Annotated in this window: 9 protein-coding genes; all 9 read right to left on the bottom strand. The window is 73.0% G+C overall.

The window, feature by feature from the left end:
* Positions 1 to 33: 33 nt before the first annotated feature.
* The 9 genes from FSY66_RS11245 to FSY66_RS11205 all read right to left on the bottom strand — a co-directional run bounded on the left by FSY66_RS11245 (position 34) and on the right by FSY66_RS11205 (position 18,389).
* Entirely contained in the window at positions 34 to 624 is a 591-nt protein-coding gene (locus tag FSY66_RS11245) for a hypothetical protein (RefSeq protein WP_144794990.1), read from the bottom strand.
* Entirely contained in the window at positions 614 to 4,831 is a 4,218-nt protein-coding gene (locus FSY66_RS11240) for a glycosyltransferase family protein (protein ID WP_144794987.1), read from the bottom strand. The genes FSY66_RS11245 and FSY66_RS11240 overlap by 11 nt, the downstream gene beginning before the upstream one ends.
* 83 nt (positions 4,832 to 4,914) lie before the next feature.
* The gene (locus FSY66_RS11235) at positions 4,915 to 5,280 is read right to left on the bottom strand and encodes a PASTA domain-containing protein (protein ID WP_144794985.1); all 366 of its coding nucleotides are present in this window, start codon (positions 5,278 to 5,280) and stop codon (positions 4,915 to 4,917) included.
* Between the two features lie 41 nt (positions 5,281 to 5,321).
* Complete coding sequence (locus FSY66_RS11230) at positions 5,322 to 6,122, bottom strand: polysaccharide pyruvyl transferase family protein (RefSeq protein ID WP_144794983.1); 801 nt, start codon at positions 6,120 to 6,122, stop codon at positions 5,322 to 5,324.
* Positions 6,123 to 6,130: 8 nt separating this feature from the next.
* A complete protein-coding gene (locus FSY66_RS11225; RefSeq protein ID WP_144794981.1) occupies positions 6,131 to 7,444 on the bottom strand; it encodes a hypothetical protein in 1,314 nt (437 codons plus the stop codon).
* Complete coding sequence (locus FSY66_RS11220) at positions 7,444 to 10,584, bottom strand: heparinase II/III domain-containing protein (protein WP_144794979.1); 3,141 nt, start codon at positions 10,582 to 10,584, stop codon at positions 7,444 to 7,446. Before FSY66_RS11220 ends, FSY66_RS11225 begins: the two co-directional genes overlap by 1 nt.
* Positions 10,577 to 13,336, bottom strand: a complete 2,760-nt coding sequence (locus FSY66_RS11215; RefSeq protein ID WP_144794977.1) for a glycosyltransferase — start codon at positions 13,334 to 13,336, stop codon at positions 10,577 to 10,579. Before FSY66_RS11215 ends, FSY66_RS11220 begins: the two co-directional genes overlap by 8 nt.
* Complete coding sequence (locus FSY66_RS11210) at positions 13,333 to 13,881, bottom strand: hypothetical protein (RefSeq protein ID WP_144794975.1); 549 nt, start codon at positions 13,879 to 13,881, stop codon at positions 13,333 to 13,335. Before FSY66_RS11210 ends, FSY66_RS11215 begins: the two co-directional genes overlap by 4 nt.
* On the bottom strand, positions 13,878 to 18,389 hold the full coding sequence (locus FSY66_RS11205) for a glycosyltransferase (RefSeq protein ID WP_144794973.1): 4,512 nt from the start codon (positions 18,387 to 18,389) through the stop codon (positions 13,878 to 13,880). Before FSY66_RS11205 ends, FSY66_RS11210 begins: the two co-directional genes overlap by 4 nt.
* Between the last annotated feature and the right edge of the window lie 87 nt (positions 18,390 to 18,476).

The following is an 18,476-nucleotide window of genomic DNA, read 5'->3' as shown; positions in this document are numbered from 1 at the left end:
AGCCCCGGACAGAGGCCCCCTGCGGTGAGCCCCTCAGCTGAAGGGGTCGCTCTGCGGCTGCGGCGCGCTCGGGCCTACGGCGGCTGCGACGTGCTCCCGCAGGGCCGTCACGAGCAGGCTCGAGGGCGCCCCCTCCGGGGTGCCGTCGAACATCGCCGAGCCCGGCGCGATCACGACCGCCGATCCGAGAGCGCCTGCCAGGGTGCTCTCCTCGTCCCAGGGGCCGAGGCCGTCCTCCGTCGCGCTGACCCGGAGCACGGGCACCGCCAGCTCTGCGCACTGCGCCAGCAGCTCGGCGATCTGCTCGGCGAGCTCCGGGGCGGTGTCATCTCCCGCACCGGCCCACGGACCCGTCTCCAGGGCGGCGTCCTCGATCACCAGGGCGCGGGCGGGGACCACGCCGATCGACTCGGCGGCCAGCCCGGGCGCCGCAGGGAAGACCTCGATCCCCCGGGACCGCAGATCGCGCGCGAGGCCCGGGGTCATCAGCCCGTGGACCCATCGCCGCGTCTGCAGCTGCGGGTCCCCGGACAGGCCCAGGACGGCGCCCAGCGTCGACTGGCCGGTGTTCGGCGGCGGCGGGGTCGCCGCGCGCCCGGCGACGGGGGTGCTCTCATCGGCCACGGGTCACGCCTCCCTGCTCGTCCTGCTCGTCCTGCTCGTCCAACAGCCAGCTGATCGCGCGGCCGTCCTCCCGCCCGGGTCGGAAGAACGCGACGGGCAGCCCCGGCTCCCGCCAGCTCATCAGACCCGGCTCCTCATCCGCTGCGCGGCGGGCGCCGATGCGCGTGACGTCCTGCGGGACGAACTCCGCGGCGTGGAGCAGATCCTCCGCCCAGGTCTGGGGCCTGCCCTGCTCCCACCGCGCGGCCCACGGGGTCCGCACCTGCTCGACGCAGCCGATGCCCGCCGCCTCGAGGAACCCGAGCGCCCCTGCCTCGGCCTCGCCCGCGACGACCCGCACCGCGGCGGGTCGATGGGTCTGACGCAGCAGGTCCCGGGCCGCGGCCTCGTCCAGCCGCTCGACGACGGCCGTCCAGGGCTGCGCCGGGGCGGTGCTGATCGGCAGGCCGGCGGCGCGCAGCATGATGGTCAGGGCGTGCTGGCACAGGTACGACCGCCGCACCGCACGCAGCTGCTGCCAGGCCCTGCGCCGCCAGGCCCGGCCGTCGCCCAGGCACTCGCCCATGATCCGGCCCAGGGCGTCGGCGTCCTCGCTGACGGGCACCGCGGGGATGCTCTCCTGCAGTCCGCGGCCCCTGCCGCTGACCACCACGGCGCCGGAGGCCGCGATCTCGACGACCCTCCGGGAGAACATGGTCGGCGAGTCGTTCACCGAGTTCACGTTGATGTGCACGGGATGCGCCTTGTAGGCCTCGAGCACCTCGTCGTAGGACAGGCCGCCGTCGATCGATCCCTCGTAGCGCTGCGGGAAGGAGTACGGGGAGCCCGGGTGATTGCGCTGGCGGTCGTAGATCGTCAGCCCGTGGAGCTGCGCGGCGGACAGGATCCTGTCGAGCTCGGCCGAGCGCTCCGCGTACCGGGCGCCGTAGTAGGTCCCGGCGTAGCTGACGGTCCTGCGCTCGGACCACGATCCCGGCAGCGGGTGATGCAGCCGGGGCTCCGCGAAGAACGGCATGGACGCGACCGCGCGGTTGCGATGCTGCGTGTCGTTGTCGAGGTAGGCGGGGATCCGGTCCGCGTCGGTCGTGAACACGACATCGCACAGCGCCGCAGTGGGCGCGAAGGACCTGAAGTGCACCGGATCCTCCTTGTTCCAGAAGATCACGGGGATGCCCTTGGCGCGCGCCACCCGGACGGCCTGTTCGATGTCGTGCCGGGAGTCCTTGTAGTAGGCCACCCCGTGGAACCACTCGCTCTCGCGGCCGGACCAGGCGGATTCCACGAACAGGGCGTCCAGGCGGTGGGCGGCCACCGTGAGATCCGCGTCCTGCCGCGGGATGTGCACGACCGCGCAGCGCTCGGAGACCGTCCGCTCCGTGAACTCGTCGGAGATGATGCCGACCGTCACCTGATCGAGGCGCATCTGCTCGACCTCCGAGGCCAGCTCGTCGTAGTCGCGCTGCAGCCGCTGCACCGCCGCCTCGTCGAGCTGCGCCGGATCCGTCACGAGGCCGTCGAACTCGTGCTCCGCCGGGCACTCCAGCGCCGCCGCAGCGCCGCCGGCGGAGGCGTCCGGGCCTGTCCCCTCCAGACCGGTCCCGTCCAGGGCGGCCACGGGCACGCCGAGCCTGCGACCGGCCAGCACGGCCGCCCAGGAGGCGACGACGCAGGCGCGGTCGACGCACAGCGCCTGCGGACGCAGCACGCGCGCCCGCCGGGTCAGCCCGTCGGCCGCGATCTGGATCCGCTCGAGCACCGAGCGCTGCGCGGAGGCCTCGACCACCTGCTGCGGCTCCTCCCCGACCGGTCCGGCCGAGATCCGCAGCAGGCCGGCGGCCTCCCCGGCGTCATCCGCGGGATCCGTCGCGGGCTCGTCTGCGGACCCGGGCTCCGCCACGGGCTCGACGGGCTGCTCCGGCCCGATGACGAGGACCTCGCCCGGCCGGGCGAGGTAGGCGCTGCCCGTGGTCCGGGGCGCCCGCAGCAGGTCTCCCGCGCGCAGCTGCCGGTGCACGCGGCACTCCTCGAGCTCGCGCCGCGTCCCGGCGCTCAGCGCGCCGAGCTCGTCCCGATGCTCGTCCGCCAGCTCGAGGGCCCGTCCCTGAGTCTCCGGCCGGGCCAGCAGACCGATCAGCAGCCGATCGAGCGCGGCCGGGGTGCCCAGCTCCTGCCAGCGCTGCCGCAGCGACTCCTCGTCGAAGCGGGGATCGACCTGGGGTTGCGCGGCGGGACCGAGCGCGTGCTGGGGGAACAGGACCTCGGCCCACCGGGGGGCCAGGGCCGTCACGTCGAAGCGGCGAGCGCTGCGCTCGGCCCGCTCGGCCTCCTCGGCATGGCCGCGCTGCGAGGCATTGATCCGCAGGATGGCTGCCGCGGCGTCCTGCGTGCTCGCGTGCACCCAGTCGTCCTCGAAGATCTCGGCGGCTCCGTCGCGCTGCCACACGACCGGGATCGCGCCGCCGGCCGTTCCCTCGACGGGAGCGAGGTGGAAGGTCTCGCGCGTCGACGGCGAGAGCATCCAGCCGATCCGGCGGAACCAGGCGCCCATGTCGGCGCCGAAGGCGTCGAAGGCCACGTGGGCCAGGAGCTCCGGATCCGCCGCGAGCCGCTCGTAGAACGCCCGGTAGGCGTCCTGGACCACGGGGTCCTGCCACATCCAGCCGTAGTCCCAGGGCGCGCGTCCCCGGACGTGCAGGACGTACCGGTCGTCAGAGGCCAGCAGGATCTCCAGCAGGTCCAGCGCACGGTCGGGGCGCTTGAGGATCGGCACGATGCCGGCGATGCCGAGGTGGAAGCGGGCATCGGGGTGCTTCGGCCGGTCCAGGTCGAAGACGTCGATCATGTTGTGCACGACCGCGGTCTTGTCGCGGGGCCAGCCGAGCTCGGCGATCACGCGCTCCCGGTAGAACTCCGAGACGAAGACGACCACGTCCACGGCGGCCAGATTGATGTCGTGCACGAAGTCCTGGAAGAGCTCGTAGCCGTGGAAGCGCACGACGAGGCGCTGCCCCGGGCGCTTGTGCCACGAGTACCAGATCGCATTGTGCGAGGCGAACTCGCAGAAGATGATGTCCGCCTCCGCCAGACGCGCGTCCGAGTCCTCCACGCTGTGGCGGTTCTGCTGCGGCCACCGGTCGAACTCGATCCGCAGGCCGCCGACGTGCTGCAGCAGCTCCACGAGCTCGCCGGCGAACTTGAAGTCGTGGCCCGCCATGAGCAGGGTGCGCGCAGCGGGCAGCTCCGTCATCGGGCGCGCGAGCTCGGCCAGGCGCCGCAGCCGGGCGCGGCCGTCGGCGGAGCGCAGGTCCGCGATCTCGAGCGATCCCGAGAAGCCCTGCTCCTGCAGCGCGAGCCGCTCCGCCTCGCTCGAGGCCAGGACCACGCACTCGCCGGCCGACACGTTGCGCACGACGCGCCGCGCGGACACCGGGTCCTCGGCGAGGGCGTCCTGGAACCACCCGGCCCCCACGCTCAGTGCGAGCGACACCTTGAGGTTCGGCGAGCGGACGAGCGCGGCGGCGACCTCCGGCCGGTCGAGGACCAGCAGGTCGGCGCGGAGCTCGACCGCCGCGGTGTTCGCGTACCAGGCCGCCAGCCGCGGCTCGATCCTCCCGGCGGCGTCGCGCCGGTCGCCGGCGGCCGGGAGCCACGACGCGAGCTGCGTGTCGGCCGGGCTGAGGGTGCGGAGATCCTCCCGCAGGACGAGCGCTCCGGGCAGCTCGGCGGTGCCGGCGGTGTCGTGGAGGACCGTCAGCAGGCCGTCGCCGCCGACGAAGCCCAGCCAGCCGTCGGCCCAGGTCCCGAAGTCATCGGGCCGCAGGTGCATCCGGGAGGTCAGCTTCGGCGCCCAGCCCGCGAGCCGGCGCAGCTGCTCGGTCGAGGCGGCCAGCAGGCAGCCGCCGCGCACGAGCGCCTCGAGGGCCTCGACGCGCTGCTTCGGCGGCAGAGCGGCGAGCTCCTCGGTCGTCGCGTCATCGGCCAGCCAGATCGCGGGTGCACCGGGCAGCCGCCGCACCGTCGCGAGGACCTGCGACAGGCTCGCACCGGCGACGAGGTGGAGCCGGGGCTGAGCCCCCGGTCCGTCCCCCGGTCGAAGCCCGCCCGGCTGGATCTCCGCGGCGTCCGCCCGCTGGGTCCAGAGGGCCACCGCGGCGCCGTCGGGGGTGCGGCCGGCATCGACGGGCCCGGCGGTGTCGATCATGGCCATGTCCTCGGCTCCATCCTGCGCTGCTGCTCCGTTCGGCGGGCGGGTCCCGGTGCTTCCGTCCCCCGGGTGACGGGATCCGCCGGTCATCCGCGGCGCTCCACGGTCAGCTGGACCGTGTCCCGGCGCTCGACATCCGCCTCGGCCGCCGGGGACTGCTCGACGACCTCCCAGTCCCGAGTGCTCTGGGCCTCGGCCTCGGCGTCGAAGCCCTCCCCCTCCATCTCGTAGAGCAGGCCGACCTCGCGCAGGGCGAGGATGGCCTCGTGCAGATCCCGGCCCGTCACATCCGGCATCCTGCCCTCCTGGGTCTCGATCGGGGGCAGGGCCGTGGCCTCCTCCTGCGGCGACTGCGAGGCGGCCTTCTCCTCGGGCTCGCTCGAGGCGCAGGCCGAGGCCGTGAGGGCGAGGCCGCACACGAGGGCGGCGGCTGCGATGGTGCGCTGGGACATGATCATTCCGGCCTTCCGTGGGGCGGGTGCGGTGGTGCGGGTCATGCCTGGGTGAGGGCCGCGCGGATCGCGGTCCACTGCCGTGCCGTGAGGCGATCGATCTGCTCGCGGGAGGGCTGGGGGGTCTCCAGGACGGCCTCGCGGATCTCCTCGGCGGTGCCCTCGAGAGCACGGCGGCGGATGTCGATCCCGAGTGCCGAGTAGTGGTCGCGGAACTTGAAGTCGCCGCCGAAGACCTGGTCGGTGAGCACGAAGGGCGCCACGGGGACGCCGTAGGAGTGCGCGAAGATGCAGCCGTGCAGGCTGGTGGAGGCGATGGCCCGGTACTGCGCCAGGGCATGCACGAACTCCGAGCGCGTCGCGTAGTTGTCCACGATGTCCTGCTCGTGCTCCGGGTAGCGGCGCACGAACTCCTCCCGGTCCACGGCGTGGACGATGAAGCCCAGCGGCCTGCGGCGGACCGCACGGGGCATCGGCTCGAGGTCCGCGAGCAGCAGGCCGGGATCTCCGATGACCTCGGGGCGCTGCTTCGCATCGCGCTCGAGCACGGCCTGCGTCAGGAAGCCCCGCACGCCGTCTGCCCGGAAGCCCGGCCCGTACTCCCGGCGGTTGCCGTTGATCAGGCCTCCGCCCACGACCCGGCAGGGCGCATGCGTGACCGCGGCGATGAGCGAGCCCACGATCGCCACCGTCCCCGCCGGCAGGGCGTCCTTGGAGCGGATGCCCAGCCGATCGTAGGACCCGGCGCCGAGCACGGCGTCGGCGATGTGGAAGCCCATCAGGTCGCCGAGGTTCCCCCGCTCGGCGTTCACCGCGGTGATGTGCGCGTACACGTTCGTCATCTCTGTCCTCACGACGCCTTCAGGGGGATGTGACGGCGCACCAGGAGGTGGCCCATTCCGTCGACCAGCTCCACGCGCATCCGGCGCATCGCGGGGTCCGGGACGAAGTCCCACGACGATGCCGTGCTCAGATCGGCCGCCGACTGCAGCACCCGGTCCCGGGCGTCCAGGACGGCGGCCTTCCAGTGCAGACGCGCGTAGTCGGCGGGGAGCATGCGCAGGGACGAGGAGACGCGGTGGCCCCGCACCCGCCAGGACACGAGACCCGCCACCTCGTCGCGGACGGGCCGGAGGTCGTCGGGCCTGGTCCACGGACGCGATCGGTCGAAGAAGGACTGGGCGTCCATCTCCAGGACCTGATCGAGCACCGGGTCCCGGTCGGGTCGCGTGAGCCGCTCCAGGATCGCGTGGATGCGGTCCCCGGCCGGCGGGGTGTGGCCCTTCCCCGTCTCGGCGAACCAGGCGACCCGTTCGGTGCCATCGGTCCAGATCCCCGGCTCGAGGCGGCGATACCCCTGGGAGCCCAGGTACGGCACCGCGTGCCGCTGGACATGCGGGTCGTCGTCGGCGCTCTGGAGGTAGAAGATCCGTCGCGGGGCGCTGCCCGCCGGCAGATCGGCCGTCAGATCGCCGCGGCAGCCGGCGGCGGCCATGGCCTCGCCCAGCCCCGTCTTCCACTGCGGTGTCCGCAGTGCGGGCCGCGAGGACGGGAAGGCGGCCTCGGCGTACTGCCGCACGAACCGCGGGGAGTACTCGGCGATCTCGGTCTGGGGGTTCCAGACGAAGACCGAGCAGGACTCCCCCAGCCGATGGCCTGCCTCCAGTGCGGCGAAGCCCCCGGCGGAGCCGCCGACGACCCAGAGGTCTGCTCCCGGGGACTCGGCCAGGGGCCGCAGCAGGTCCTCGGTCGCGGACTGCACCCGCTGGTGCTCGGAGCCCGCGTACCACGCGATGCTCAGCCCCGGGGCCAGGGACAGCGACGGGTCCGAGAGCGCGATCAGGGGCAGGCCGAGCCCCGGCGCCAGGCTGCGGCCCGACAGGAACGGCGGCCGGCGCCCCTCCCGCTTGCCCACCGCCCCGGAGAAGATCGCGAGCACGGGGCCCTCCTGCTGCTCGAAGGGCTCGCCCTGCGTCAGCAGCTCGTACGGGCCCCCGTGGGCGCTCGCGATGACGTGGATCCCGTCGGGCCGGTGCGCGGCCGCGTGGAACTCGGCGAGGTCGCCCCACCGGTGCACCGCGTTCTTCCCGTAGGAGGACTCCTGGCGCCACGGGGATCCCGCGTCACCCTCCGGAGCCCGCGTCGGATGGTCGGTGCCGCTCATCAGACCCCCACCTCGCTCCGGCCGACGATCTCGCCGTCGAACTTCACGAACCCTCGGATCCGCGCGCCGTCCGGGACGTCCTCGAAGCGCGCCGAGGCGTTGCGCGCGTACGAGGTCCCGGCGATCCGACGCCCGTCGTGGAAGACCTGGAAGCAGATGTACCCGGCTGCGGCCCGCAGCTTGTCGAAGTTGCTGATGACGCGCACCTGGCCGCCGCTGCGCCGGGCCGTGAGCCGCAGGTCGAGGGGCACCAGGTCGAAGGACAGGCCCGGGGGCTCCGCCTCCGGCCTCAGCTCGAGCACCTCGTCGAGCGCATCCAGCCGGCGCCGTCCGTGGGTCCGCACGATGTGGAAGTCCTTCCGGTGGGCCGAGAGGTTCTGCCCCCAGCGCATGTAGACGAAGCCGGGCTCGTTGCCGTGCACGGGCATCAGCTGCTGGCCCCGTGCGCGGATCGACCGGGCCTGGACCGCCGTCATCAGCTCGGGGGCCGACCAGGGCGAGAGCTCGGAGAAGTCGACGGCCCCCGGGTTCCGGATCACGAACGCCTTGTTCCCCGTCAGGCTGCGGCGCATCTCGACCTCCTCGACGTCGACTGCCTCGCCGTCGACGTAGGCCACGTAGGTGCGCAGCGGCCCCATGACGATCACATCGACGTCCGGCGACTCCGCCTCGGCCGCTGCGGCCATGCCGACCATGTTCCGCGCCTGATGCGGCAGCAGGACGTCGTCGTCGTCCACCGCCATCCGGATCAGGCGCTCGAACTCCCCGAAGGCGATGTCGCGGTGGGCCTCGGCGAAGAGCCGGTCCCGGAAGGGGGCGTGCTTGTTCGGGCTCTTGACCCAGTCGATCCGGTCGTCGCCCGGATAGCCCCCCGCCGGGTGGGTGTACTCGTGGATCCGCAGGCGCAGCCCGTCGGGCAGGTCGACGGCGGCGAGCAGCCGCCGCGTCCGCTCGAGATGCTCCTGCTTGTCCGTCGAGAAGTAGATCGTGACCAGGATCTCCGCGCCCGGCGGCACCTCGAGCCGCTGCAGCGCTCGCAGGCACAGGCGGAAGCGCTCGAAGTAGGTGTCGAGCACGTCGGGATCCTGCTCGTAGTCGCAGAACATGGTCTCGATGAGCACGAGGGTCCGCACCGGGGCCGGCTCCGGTGCGGCGGGCTCGGGCTCGGGCTGCGGCACGTGGCGCGGCAGCGGCAGCGCCCAGTCCTGCTGCTCGATCACGACGGCCTGCAGATCCTCCGGAGTGCTGCGATTGCGGATCCGCAGGCGGGGGGCATCCACGCCGGTGAGGTCGAAGGCGTGCTCCCGGCGCATGATCCACGGACCGCGGCGGACCGGCTGCCCGCCGTCGTAGAGGTCGAAGGCGAAGTACCGGCCGGGGCCGTCCGCGAGGACCTTGAGGGTCTCGGGGCCCATCACGAGCGCCTGCGCCGACAGCGGCTCGCCCGACGGCAGGGGCGCAGCCGTCCGCGCACCCGTCCACGGCGCCCGCCGCAGGGCCGCGGGGATGATCTCCTCCAGGGGCCCGGTGATGTCCTCGATCCCCTGCAGCCGCGTCCGCAGGAGGTCCGCGGCCATGGGGGTCCAGGTCCCGAGCACGGTGTCGAAGCGCAGATCGGAGCCTTCGTCGTGGAACGAGGCGACGTCCACCGGAGCCCGACGGCGCCAGCCGGTGGCCGACCAGCCGAGCATGGGGTCCTCCTGGCCCCGACGGACGTCCCGCCGCTGCCGGTCCCGGAGCCCGGCGATGTGGAAGCTCGAGCCCTGGTGCTTCAGCGCGAAGCCGATGCTCAGGCTCGTGGCCTCGACGCCGCGGCCGCAGTGCCAGCGCTGCTCCGCGGCCACCGGCTCCTCGGACACGACGCGGTCGAGCACCGCTGTGAGGTCCCAGTGCTTGAGGTAGACGATCCGCCGGGTGATCTCGACGCCGTCGTAGCTGCGGTCCCGCAGCAGGAGATCGACGGCGGCGGCCGTGTCCTCGCTGCGCACCAGCTCGACCGGCACCGACCGGCGCGACGTGCGCCCCGGGAGGGTCACGAGCGAGTGGGCGCCGCGGGAGACGAGATAGGACTGCGTGGCGTCGCGGCCGTAGTAGTGCCGCCCCCCGTCCTGGATCCAGGCCACGCCGCCGGCGCACACGGTGAGGCTCCCGCCGTCGGTGTGGCCGTGGATCTTGTCCTGGGCGCCGAAGACCGCCGCGAGGAACGTCTCCTGGTCGAAGGGGCGGTGCTCCCCCCAGCCGCTGCGCACGAAGGCGTAGCCGCGGTCGTAGACGGCCGCCGTGCTCTCGGGCGAGCGGCCCTGCCTCCCCTGGGAGGTCACGAAGGCGGCCAGCGGATGCCGGATGTCCCCGATCGCGGCGCCGTTCGTGTCCCCGATCCGCGCCAGCCGGCCCAGCGGCGACGTCGCGTGGGCCATCACCTCGGGTGCCAGGTCGATGCGCTGCGCGCCGTCGGGGCGGCGGATCCCCTCGAGATCGAGCCAGGTCAGGGCCTCCTGCCACCAGAGATAGTTCATCCGGTGATAGGCCAGGGCCCCTTCCTCGTTGACCCCCTGCTCGTCCCAGGACTCTCGCAGCCGGGTCCCGAGCAGCTCGACGGCGCGCTCCTGGGCCCGCCGGTCCGCCAGGACCGAGGAGACGACGAACAGGCCGATCATCTGGTGCAGCCCGTGATTGCCCGCCCTCAGATGCGCGGGGTCGTCGAGCCAGTCGCGGTGCTGCTCGAGGCTGCGGATCAGCCAGTCCTGCTCCCCCACGACGGCCAGGCCGTGGCAGAGCTCCAGCGCCCGGATGCCGTCGGCCATGTCGACCCAGGCCCAGCGCGAGGCGCTCGCCCCGGGCGGATTCGACGCGACCCAGGAGCGGGCGTAGTGCTCCCACACCTGGGCCGCCCGGTCATCGCCGCCCTGGGCGGCGCGGCGCAGCGGGTCGAGCCACCGCAGCATGTGGAACTGGAACTGCCAGTTGTTGTCCTGGAACGGGTCCTCGCTCCAGGTGGGGTCCTCGGGCAGGTCCCAGGTGCGATGCGGCGGAAGCGTGAGCCTGCCCTGGAGCAGGTCTTCGACCTGCCGCTCCTCATCCGGTCCGGGGACGAAGTGCTTGCCCAGCGCCTGGCGGGCGGCGGCCTCGAGATCAGCCATCGGTCCTCACCTCCGTCCTGTCCTGGTGCATCGGCTCCTCAGATCCGGAGACGGCCGCCGGGCCGGGCTCGTCGTCCTCCGAGGTCTCGAGCGGGACCAGCTGGATGTCGCTGTCCGGGGACTCGGGGTCCACCGGCTCCAGCTCGATGCCGTAGAAGGCGCCCAGCTGCTGCAGGAGGCCGAAGCACTCCTCGCGGTCCTCGGGCGCGACGGCGGTGTTGTACTTGCCCACGAGCCATCCGCTCAGGAAGGGACGCGCACGCCGGGCGATGTACTCGTCCATCAGCCCGTTCTCCCGCAGCCATCGGCCCCGGGCCTCCTCGAGCGGCAGGTACTTCCGGTAGAAGCCGGGCGAGACGGTGTTGACCATCGAATTGGCCACGGCGCCGTAGTAGACGTGGATCGGCAGCTGGACCGTGTCGATGCGCCGCGCGGCGTGGAGCATCTCCTGGAAGGCCAGGGAGTCCTGCCCCAGAGCGCCCACGGGCTGCTCGATGCCGGTCGAGCGCAGCCAGGCGGTGTCCGCCACGAGCGCCTGGATGCTCATGGGCTGGAAGTCGATGCTCGCGATGGCGCCGTCCGGAACCATCCGGCCGCCGGCCTCCTCGTCCGGCACCAGCACCTCGTCGAGGATCCGGGCGTTGTTCACGTAGCGAGCGGTGTAGGAGAACTTGAGCATGTCGCCGATCGCGAAGTCGAGATCCGCGGATCGCACCATCTCGAGCAGCCGCGCATAGCCGTCGTTCACGGCCTCGTTGTCCGGATCCAGATAGGTCACGTACGGCGCCCGCGCCAGCTCGAGGCCCTGATTGCGCGGTCGGGATGCGCTGCCCGAGCCCCCCGCGGGGTTGAAGTGGGTCCGGACCTGGGGGAAGCGCCGCTCCAGATCCCGGATCACCTGGGGCGTGATCCCGTCGGTCGAGCCGTCGTCGACGAGCAGGACCTCCATCCGCTCGAAGATCGAGGACCGCTGCAGAGAGCGGAAGCACTTGCCCTCCAGGTGCCGGCCGTTGTTGTAGACCGGCACCACGACGGTGAGCAGCGGCTGCTCGGGCCCGGCGGCCCCCCGCAGGGTGATCTGCTCCGGGCCGGTCAGCACCCCGAACGGATCGAGGCCGAGGCCGCTGCCCGCCACGACGCCGGTCTCGGTCCATCGCCGTGCCGTCTCCGAATCGGCCCACAAGGCGCTGCGGTGCGGGTCCGCGGCGCGGTCGATGCGCTCGAAGTCGTCCTGCGACCCGGCCCCCGTCGCCGTCTCGAGACCGTTCTTGGCGGTGAAGTCGACGTCCGCGTAGGCGAACGCCGCCGCCTGCGAGCGCGCGTAGTCGTGGTGGTAGCGGTAGTCCGCGCGCACCGGGAGGAGCACGGTCCGCTGCAGATCCTCCGCGGAGCGGGCCTCGCGCAGCTGCTGCGCGGACATCAGCTCGACCGGCACGGACTGGGCGGCGGCCGTCTGCCGCACGGCGTCGGTGATCTCGTCCGCGACCAGCACGGCGCGCCCATGGGTCGCCGTCGTGGGCAGCCCGATGGTCTCCAGGAGCTCGCCCATCCGCTGATGCGAGGTGTGCTCCCAGAAGACATGGTGGATCCCCTGGGCCTGGAGCCGATAGAGATCCTCGCCCTGCAGCTGCTCGAGCATGGCCGCGGTCTCGAAGCGCGAGTCCGCGATCAGGATGCCGGGGAACAGATTGTTGAGCGCGCGGCTGTAGTTGGAGATCACCGCGGCTCCCATGGCCTGCAGCTCCACGGCGCGATTGGCGAACATCGTGGTGGAGTTCGCCACGGAGTTCAGATTGATCTGCACATCCACCATGCGCTGGATCCGCATCAGGTCCGCATGCGGGACACCCGGCCCGATGAATTCGAAGAACTCCTGCGGGAAGAAGTGCCGGGGGTTCCCCAGCGTGGAGTTGCGATCGAGGATCAGCAGGTCCCTCCCGGCCTCGACCACGCCGTCGAAGATCCGCCGGGCCGCGCGCTTGCGCTGGGGGTACTTGTGCTCGAGCCAGGACCCCGCGAAGAGCACCTCGCCGCGACGGTGCCGCCGGGAGCCGATCGGGTTGTGGACCAGCGGGTTCACCCCGAAGGTGAGAGCGCGCACGGCCTGCGCTCGCGGGCAGTCCCGGACGTAGTCCGCGACGACCTCCTCCGCCGAGGTGAAGATGAAGTCCGCCTCCTGGGCGAGCCCGCGGAACCTGACGTAGTTCGGCGGGTCCTCCTTGGAGTAGAAGGCCACGGGCACACCGGCCTCCCGGAAGGCCGGGATGACCTCGGTGCGCACCAGGCCGTCCGGAGACGAGGCGCCGATCCACTCGTCGTCCAGGCCGCGCCACGTGGAGGCGATGAGCAGCAGGTCCGCCTCCCGTGCGACCTCCCGGAAGGTCTCCGGGCGGAGGTAGGTGACCTGCGCGGTGTCGCGCAGGGAGTCGTAGAGGAACTCGTCGGCGATCATCGCGACCCGCACCGGATGCGGGCGCAGCGACCGGCTGCCCAGGTGCTCCGGAAGGCCCGCGGCCTGCTCCTGCAGCTCCTGGACGAGATCCCGGCGCAGCGCTCGGTCCATGGCGGCCGCCCACTGCTCATCGGTGCCGGCCGGCCGCAGGGCATCCGCGTCCCCCCGCTGGAGGGCCCGCGCGAAGGACTCCGACCGGTACCAGTGGCGGTTCCTTCCCGCCTGGAGCCTCTGCTCCTCGAGCTCGTCGAGGCGCTGCCGCACATTCGCGATCCGCAGCTGGACCTGTTCGCGGTTCATGAGGCCCTCCCCTGACGTCGGAGTCGCTTGCGGGCCGTCCAGTACGCGCGCTGCGCCCTGCCGGTCACGGAGTCGCGCAGGGCATCCCGCTGCGCCCTGGCGGTCTCGAGCTCCGCGCGCACCGCGTCCAGCTCGGATCGCGCGGCATCCCGCTCCGAGCAGGCGGCATCCCGCTGCGCGCCGGCGGCCTCCAGCTCATCCCGGGCGGCCTGCAGGGCATCGCCCCGACGCCGCCACTCGGCTTCCAGCCACCAGATCTTCTTCAGTCCGCGCTTCTCGGCGGTCTGGGCCTCCTGCAGCGATTCCCCGGCGCGGCGCCATTCGGACTCCAGCCACCAGACCTTCTTCTGCCAGCGCAGCTCCGCCTGCCGGGCGGCCTGATCGCGCTGCTCGAGGTTGCCGAAGAAGGCGATCTCCTTCTTGTAGCTCGCAGCCAGCTCCTTGGCCAGCGCGTCCACCTCGCGGGCCTGCTCGCTGAGCAGCTCCTGGAGCACGCGCACCTCCTCCTGCGGCATCGAGCCGCCGCCGTCCTGCCCGTCCGTCACTGCGCGCTCTCCTTCTCGCCGACCAGGACCCGATCCAGCTCGGCATGCACCACGGCCTCGTCCATGCGGCCGAGCACGAACTCCGCCGCCCTGCCCACCAGCGCGTCCCGCGCCTGGTCGTCGTCCTGCAGCTCCCGTATCCGGTCGGCGAGGCCGCCGAGGTCCGCGGTGAGCCACTCCCGAGGGTAGATGCGATCCGCGCCGGGCCAGGCCAGCGAGACCGGCACGGCCCCGGAGGCGGCGCCGTCCGGCAGCGTGAGGTGGAAGGACTCGAGGTCGCTCACGGACAGCGCGTAGCCGACGCCGCGGAACCACTCGGGCATGTCGTCGCCGTGGGGATCGAATACGACCGCCTCGCGGCCGACGCGCCGGTTGAGCTCCTCGATGCGTCGATAGCACTCGTCGTACCAGGCCATCTCGTCCTCGCGGCGCAGCATCCAGGCGTAGTCCTCGGGCCGCCGCCCCTTCACGCGCAGCGTCCATCGTGGATCCCGGGAGGCCAGGTCCTCGATGACCGTCACCGCACGATCCAGCCGCTTGACCTGGGGGACGATGCCCACCAGGCCCACCGTGGTCTCGGCGGCCTCGGTCTTGGGCCGGCGCAGCTCGTCCGCGCGCACGATGTTGGGGACCACCCGGGTCCTGCCGCGGGGCACGCCGTGGCTGCGCACGGCGGCATCGCGCATGAGCTCGCCGACGAAGACGTACTGGTCCACAGCGGCATGCCGAATCCGTCTCAGGTACGGGCGGCGCAGCTCCTGCGCGTGGACGCGCACGACCAGGCGCTGATCGGGGCGCACGTGCTGGGAGTACCACACGGCATTGCCGAGCCCCCACTCGCAGAACACGGTGTCCGCCCGGGAGAGCAGCTCGAGCGAGCGCTGCTCGTCGTGCTCCGCGTGGTTCTCCCATTCGTCGAGCAGCACCTCGGCGCCCCCGGCCGTCAGGTGCTCGATCCAGGAGCGGGCGAACTTCAGATCGTGCCCGGCCACCAGGATGCGGCCGGCGGCCGCCGGATCGGCCGGCTCCTGCGAGGAGGTCCGCGCGGCGGCCGCAGACCGGGCCCTCTCCCGGTCCTCGGCGGGCCGCGGCAGCGTTAGGACCAGCGCCTCCGGGGCCTCCGCTGAGCCTGCGGCGTCGAGCCGGCTGAGACGGCCGTTCGCGTCCTCGGGGATCGGGCCCGGCCGGGCCGGGATCCGACCGTCGCCCGGCGCCGCGTCCCGGTATCGGGACGCCAGGATGTCCCAGCCGCCCCAGCGGGTCGACCACAGGAGGTCCTCGGCCCAGGTCCGGGCGAAGACGAACGGGAGCTCGGCCCACCACTCGAGGTCCGACGGCAGCGGGTCGGCCGCATCGAGCACGGCGATCCCCAGGTCACGGGCGCGATCGAGCTGCTCCTGCGTCGCTCCGGCGGCCCGGACCGCCTGCGGCGGGACGGACTGGCCGATCACCCGGTCGGCGTCCTCCGCGCGCAGATCGCAGCCCCAGGACGGCAGCCGCAGGCCGCGGACCGCGATCCCCGCGGTGCGCGCCATGAGGATCAGCGCCGTCTCCACGGTGTGGCTGCGCAGGACCGTGCGCATCTGCAGCCAGGCCTCGCCCAGGTGCTCCTCCGGGTCGTGGGCCCACGCGCGGAGGTACGCCTTCCAGTAGAGCTCATTGCTGGTGTTGGGGATGAGCCCGTCGAAGGTCTCGGTCAGCCCGCGCGACCACGCGGACATGACGAGGCCTCCGCTGGCGGCGATCTCCACGACGCGCCGCGAGAACATCGTGGGCGATTCGGAGACCGAGTTCACGTTCAGGTTCGCGATGTGGGACTTGTAGCTGTCCAGCACCTCGTCATAGGGCAGCGCACCGCGCACCGCGCCGGCGAACTCCGGGGGGAAGCGGTACGGCGAGTCGGGCACCGCGAGCTGGCGGTCGTAGATCACCAGGTCCCCGTCCGCGGCGGTCCGCGCCGCCCGGAGCAGCTGCTCGAGCTGCTGGGAGCGCTGGGCATAGCGCTCCCCGTAGAACGTGCCCGCGTAGGCGATCGAGTCCTCGTAAGGGCGGGCGCTCGGCAGCGGGTTGTGCACCGCCGGATCGGCGTAGAACGACGACGACGAGGCCGTTGCAGCCCCCGCCCCGGCGAGCTCGTGGGCCTCGCGCAGATATGCCCCGATCATGTCGGCATCGGTCGTGAACGCGTGATCGGCCCGGGCACCGGTGCGGCGGAACCGGTCGATGTGGACCGGGTCCTCCTTGTTCCAGAACACGGTCGGGATGCCCAGGCCGCGGCACTGCTCCAGCAGCCGCGCCATGGGCTCGTCCTCCTCCTCGGAGTACCAGCCGACGCCGCGATGCCACTGGCCGTCGTTGCCGTTCCACGCGGATTCGATGAACACCAGGTCCAGGTCCGCCTCCCGCAGCTGGACCTCGAATCCGTCGCGCTCGAGCACGACGATCCGGGCCGCGCGCTGCAGGGTCTTGGTCGTGAACTCGTCCGCGATCAGCCCGATGCGCAGCTGCGAGACCGGCCGCCCCTCGGCGGCGGCCGTCCGGTGCGCCTCGGCCGCCTCGCGGTGGACCTGCAGGAGCCGCCGGCCCAGCAGCGGCCACTGCCGCTCGTCGACCGCCCACAGCCGGCCGGCCCGGCCCTTGGCCGTGCGCAGCTCGGGGTCCTCGACCAGCGCCTGGAGGGCGTTGGCCAGGGACTTCGGATTCCCCGGCTCGAACAGCAGCCCGCGCTCGAGGTCCTCCCCGGCCAGGACGCGGTGCGGGGAGACGTCGGAGAGGACGGTCGGCTTGGAGGCGGCATAGGCCTCGAGAGGCTTGAGCGGAGAGACCATCTCCGTGACCGGCAGCGAGAGCCGGGGGCAGGCCACGATGTCCACGGCGGAGAGGAAGCGCGGGATCTCCTCCGCCGGCAGGCGGCCGACGAAGCGGACGCGGGATCCGAGCCGGTACCGCTCCTTGAGCGCCTTCAGCTCGGGGTAGACGCCGCCGCTGCCGGCCAGGGCGATCTGGAAGGGCACCTTGCGCCCGCGCAGGATGTTGGCGGCCTGGAGCAGCAGCTCGAGGCCCTCGTATGCCACAAAGGAGCCCGCGAAGCCGATCACCGGCGCGTCGGCCGTGATGCCGTGGGTCTTGGCGTATCCGTCGTCCCGCGGGATCGGCAGGAAGGAGGCCGTGTCCACGCCGTTGGGCAGCAGCCGGATGCGATCGGCGGGCACGCCGCGGCGGACCAGCTCGTCCTTGGTCTCCTGGGTGATGGCCAGCACGGCGTCGGCCTCTGCCGCGACGAAGGCCTCCATGCGGGCCTGCCAGGCATAGCGCTCCGAGTCGGCCCAGCCCTCCTTGGCGGATGCCTCGGTGACCTCCCACAGCCCCCGCACCTCGTAGACGAACGGCAGCCCCAGCCGCCGGGCGGCGATCAGGGCGGGCAGCGCGCTCAGGAAGTTGGAGGCGGCATGGATCAGCGACGGCCTGCGCAGGCGCGCCTCGCGGACGTAGCTGTCCGCGGCCACCTGGACGTAGTCGTCCACGCGCATCGCGGTCGCATCGCCCTCGGGCCGGTGCACGTACTCGACGCCGTCGATCCGGGTGCTGTGGCGGCGCCGGCGGGCCGGCTTGGATTCGACCCGCTTGAGGTCCCAGGGGTAGCCCGAACGAGCCGCGACGAAGACGTCGGCGCCGGCCTGGCGCAGCCCGGAGACGACGCCGCGGGTGCGCACGCTGTAGCCGTTGGAGTGGAAGGCCGGGGTCGAGTACGCGCAGTACATGATCCGGTCGCGCTCCGGGAGATAGGCCGCTCCTGCGCTGCGGGCCGGCACGATCCGATCGAGGATCGTCTCGAGGTGCGCCGTCCCGCGGATCCTCTCGACGAGCTCCCGCTGCTTGGGCGCCATCTCCGGGATCAGCCCGGCATGGCCCGCGATGAGCTCCGCGGCCCGGTCCATGGCGCCGTGGGCGTACCAGAGCCGGTTGAGGCAGGCCGCCAGGCGCCCCGGCGTCGGCTCCTGCTCCAGCTCGTCCTCGAGCCGCTCGAGGCTCAGCTCCGAGGCCTTCGGATCCGCGCCGGCGGCGTCCCCCGCGGACTGCGGGTCCGGCTGCTCGGCCGCCTTCGCCTCGGCGGCGACGCCCCGGGCCTCGGCCGGATCCTCAGCCCGGGCTTCGGCCCCGGCCGACGCGGCGGCAGTCCCGGCAGCGGCAGGCCCGGCAGCGGCAGGCCCGGCGGCGACCTCGGACTCGGCCCCTGGCACGGTCGGCTCGGCGGCCGTCCGCTCGCGCTCGGCCGCGCGCAGCCGCTCGATCTCCTCCCGGGCCTCCTTGAGCTCCCGGGCCAGCCCTCCTGCTCTGGCGCCGGCCGTCTTCGCGGTCGCCTCGGCGGTGCGGACCCGCGAGCGCAGCTCGTGGAGGGCGGTCCGCTGGGTCTCGAGCTGCTCGACGACCCCCTCGGGATCCCGCGGGACGTCCTGCGTCAGGAGCCGGCGCGCCTGTCCGCGGCGGCGGCGCTCGTCATCGTGCACCGTGGAATCCTCTCGTCGTGGGCCGGGGAGATGCCGACCGGGCCGCCTCGGCGCGAAGCGGCTCGGCCGGCCGGTCGTTCACCGGGG

Source organism: Kocuria palustris (assembly GCF_007666205.1).
GTDB lineage: Bacteria > Actinomycetota > Actinomycetes > Actinomycetales > Micrococcaceae > Kocuria > Kocuria palustris_A.
Note: the sequence above shows the minus strand (reverse complement) of the source record. Positions and strands in the feature narration are given on the sequence as shown.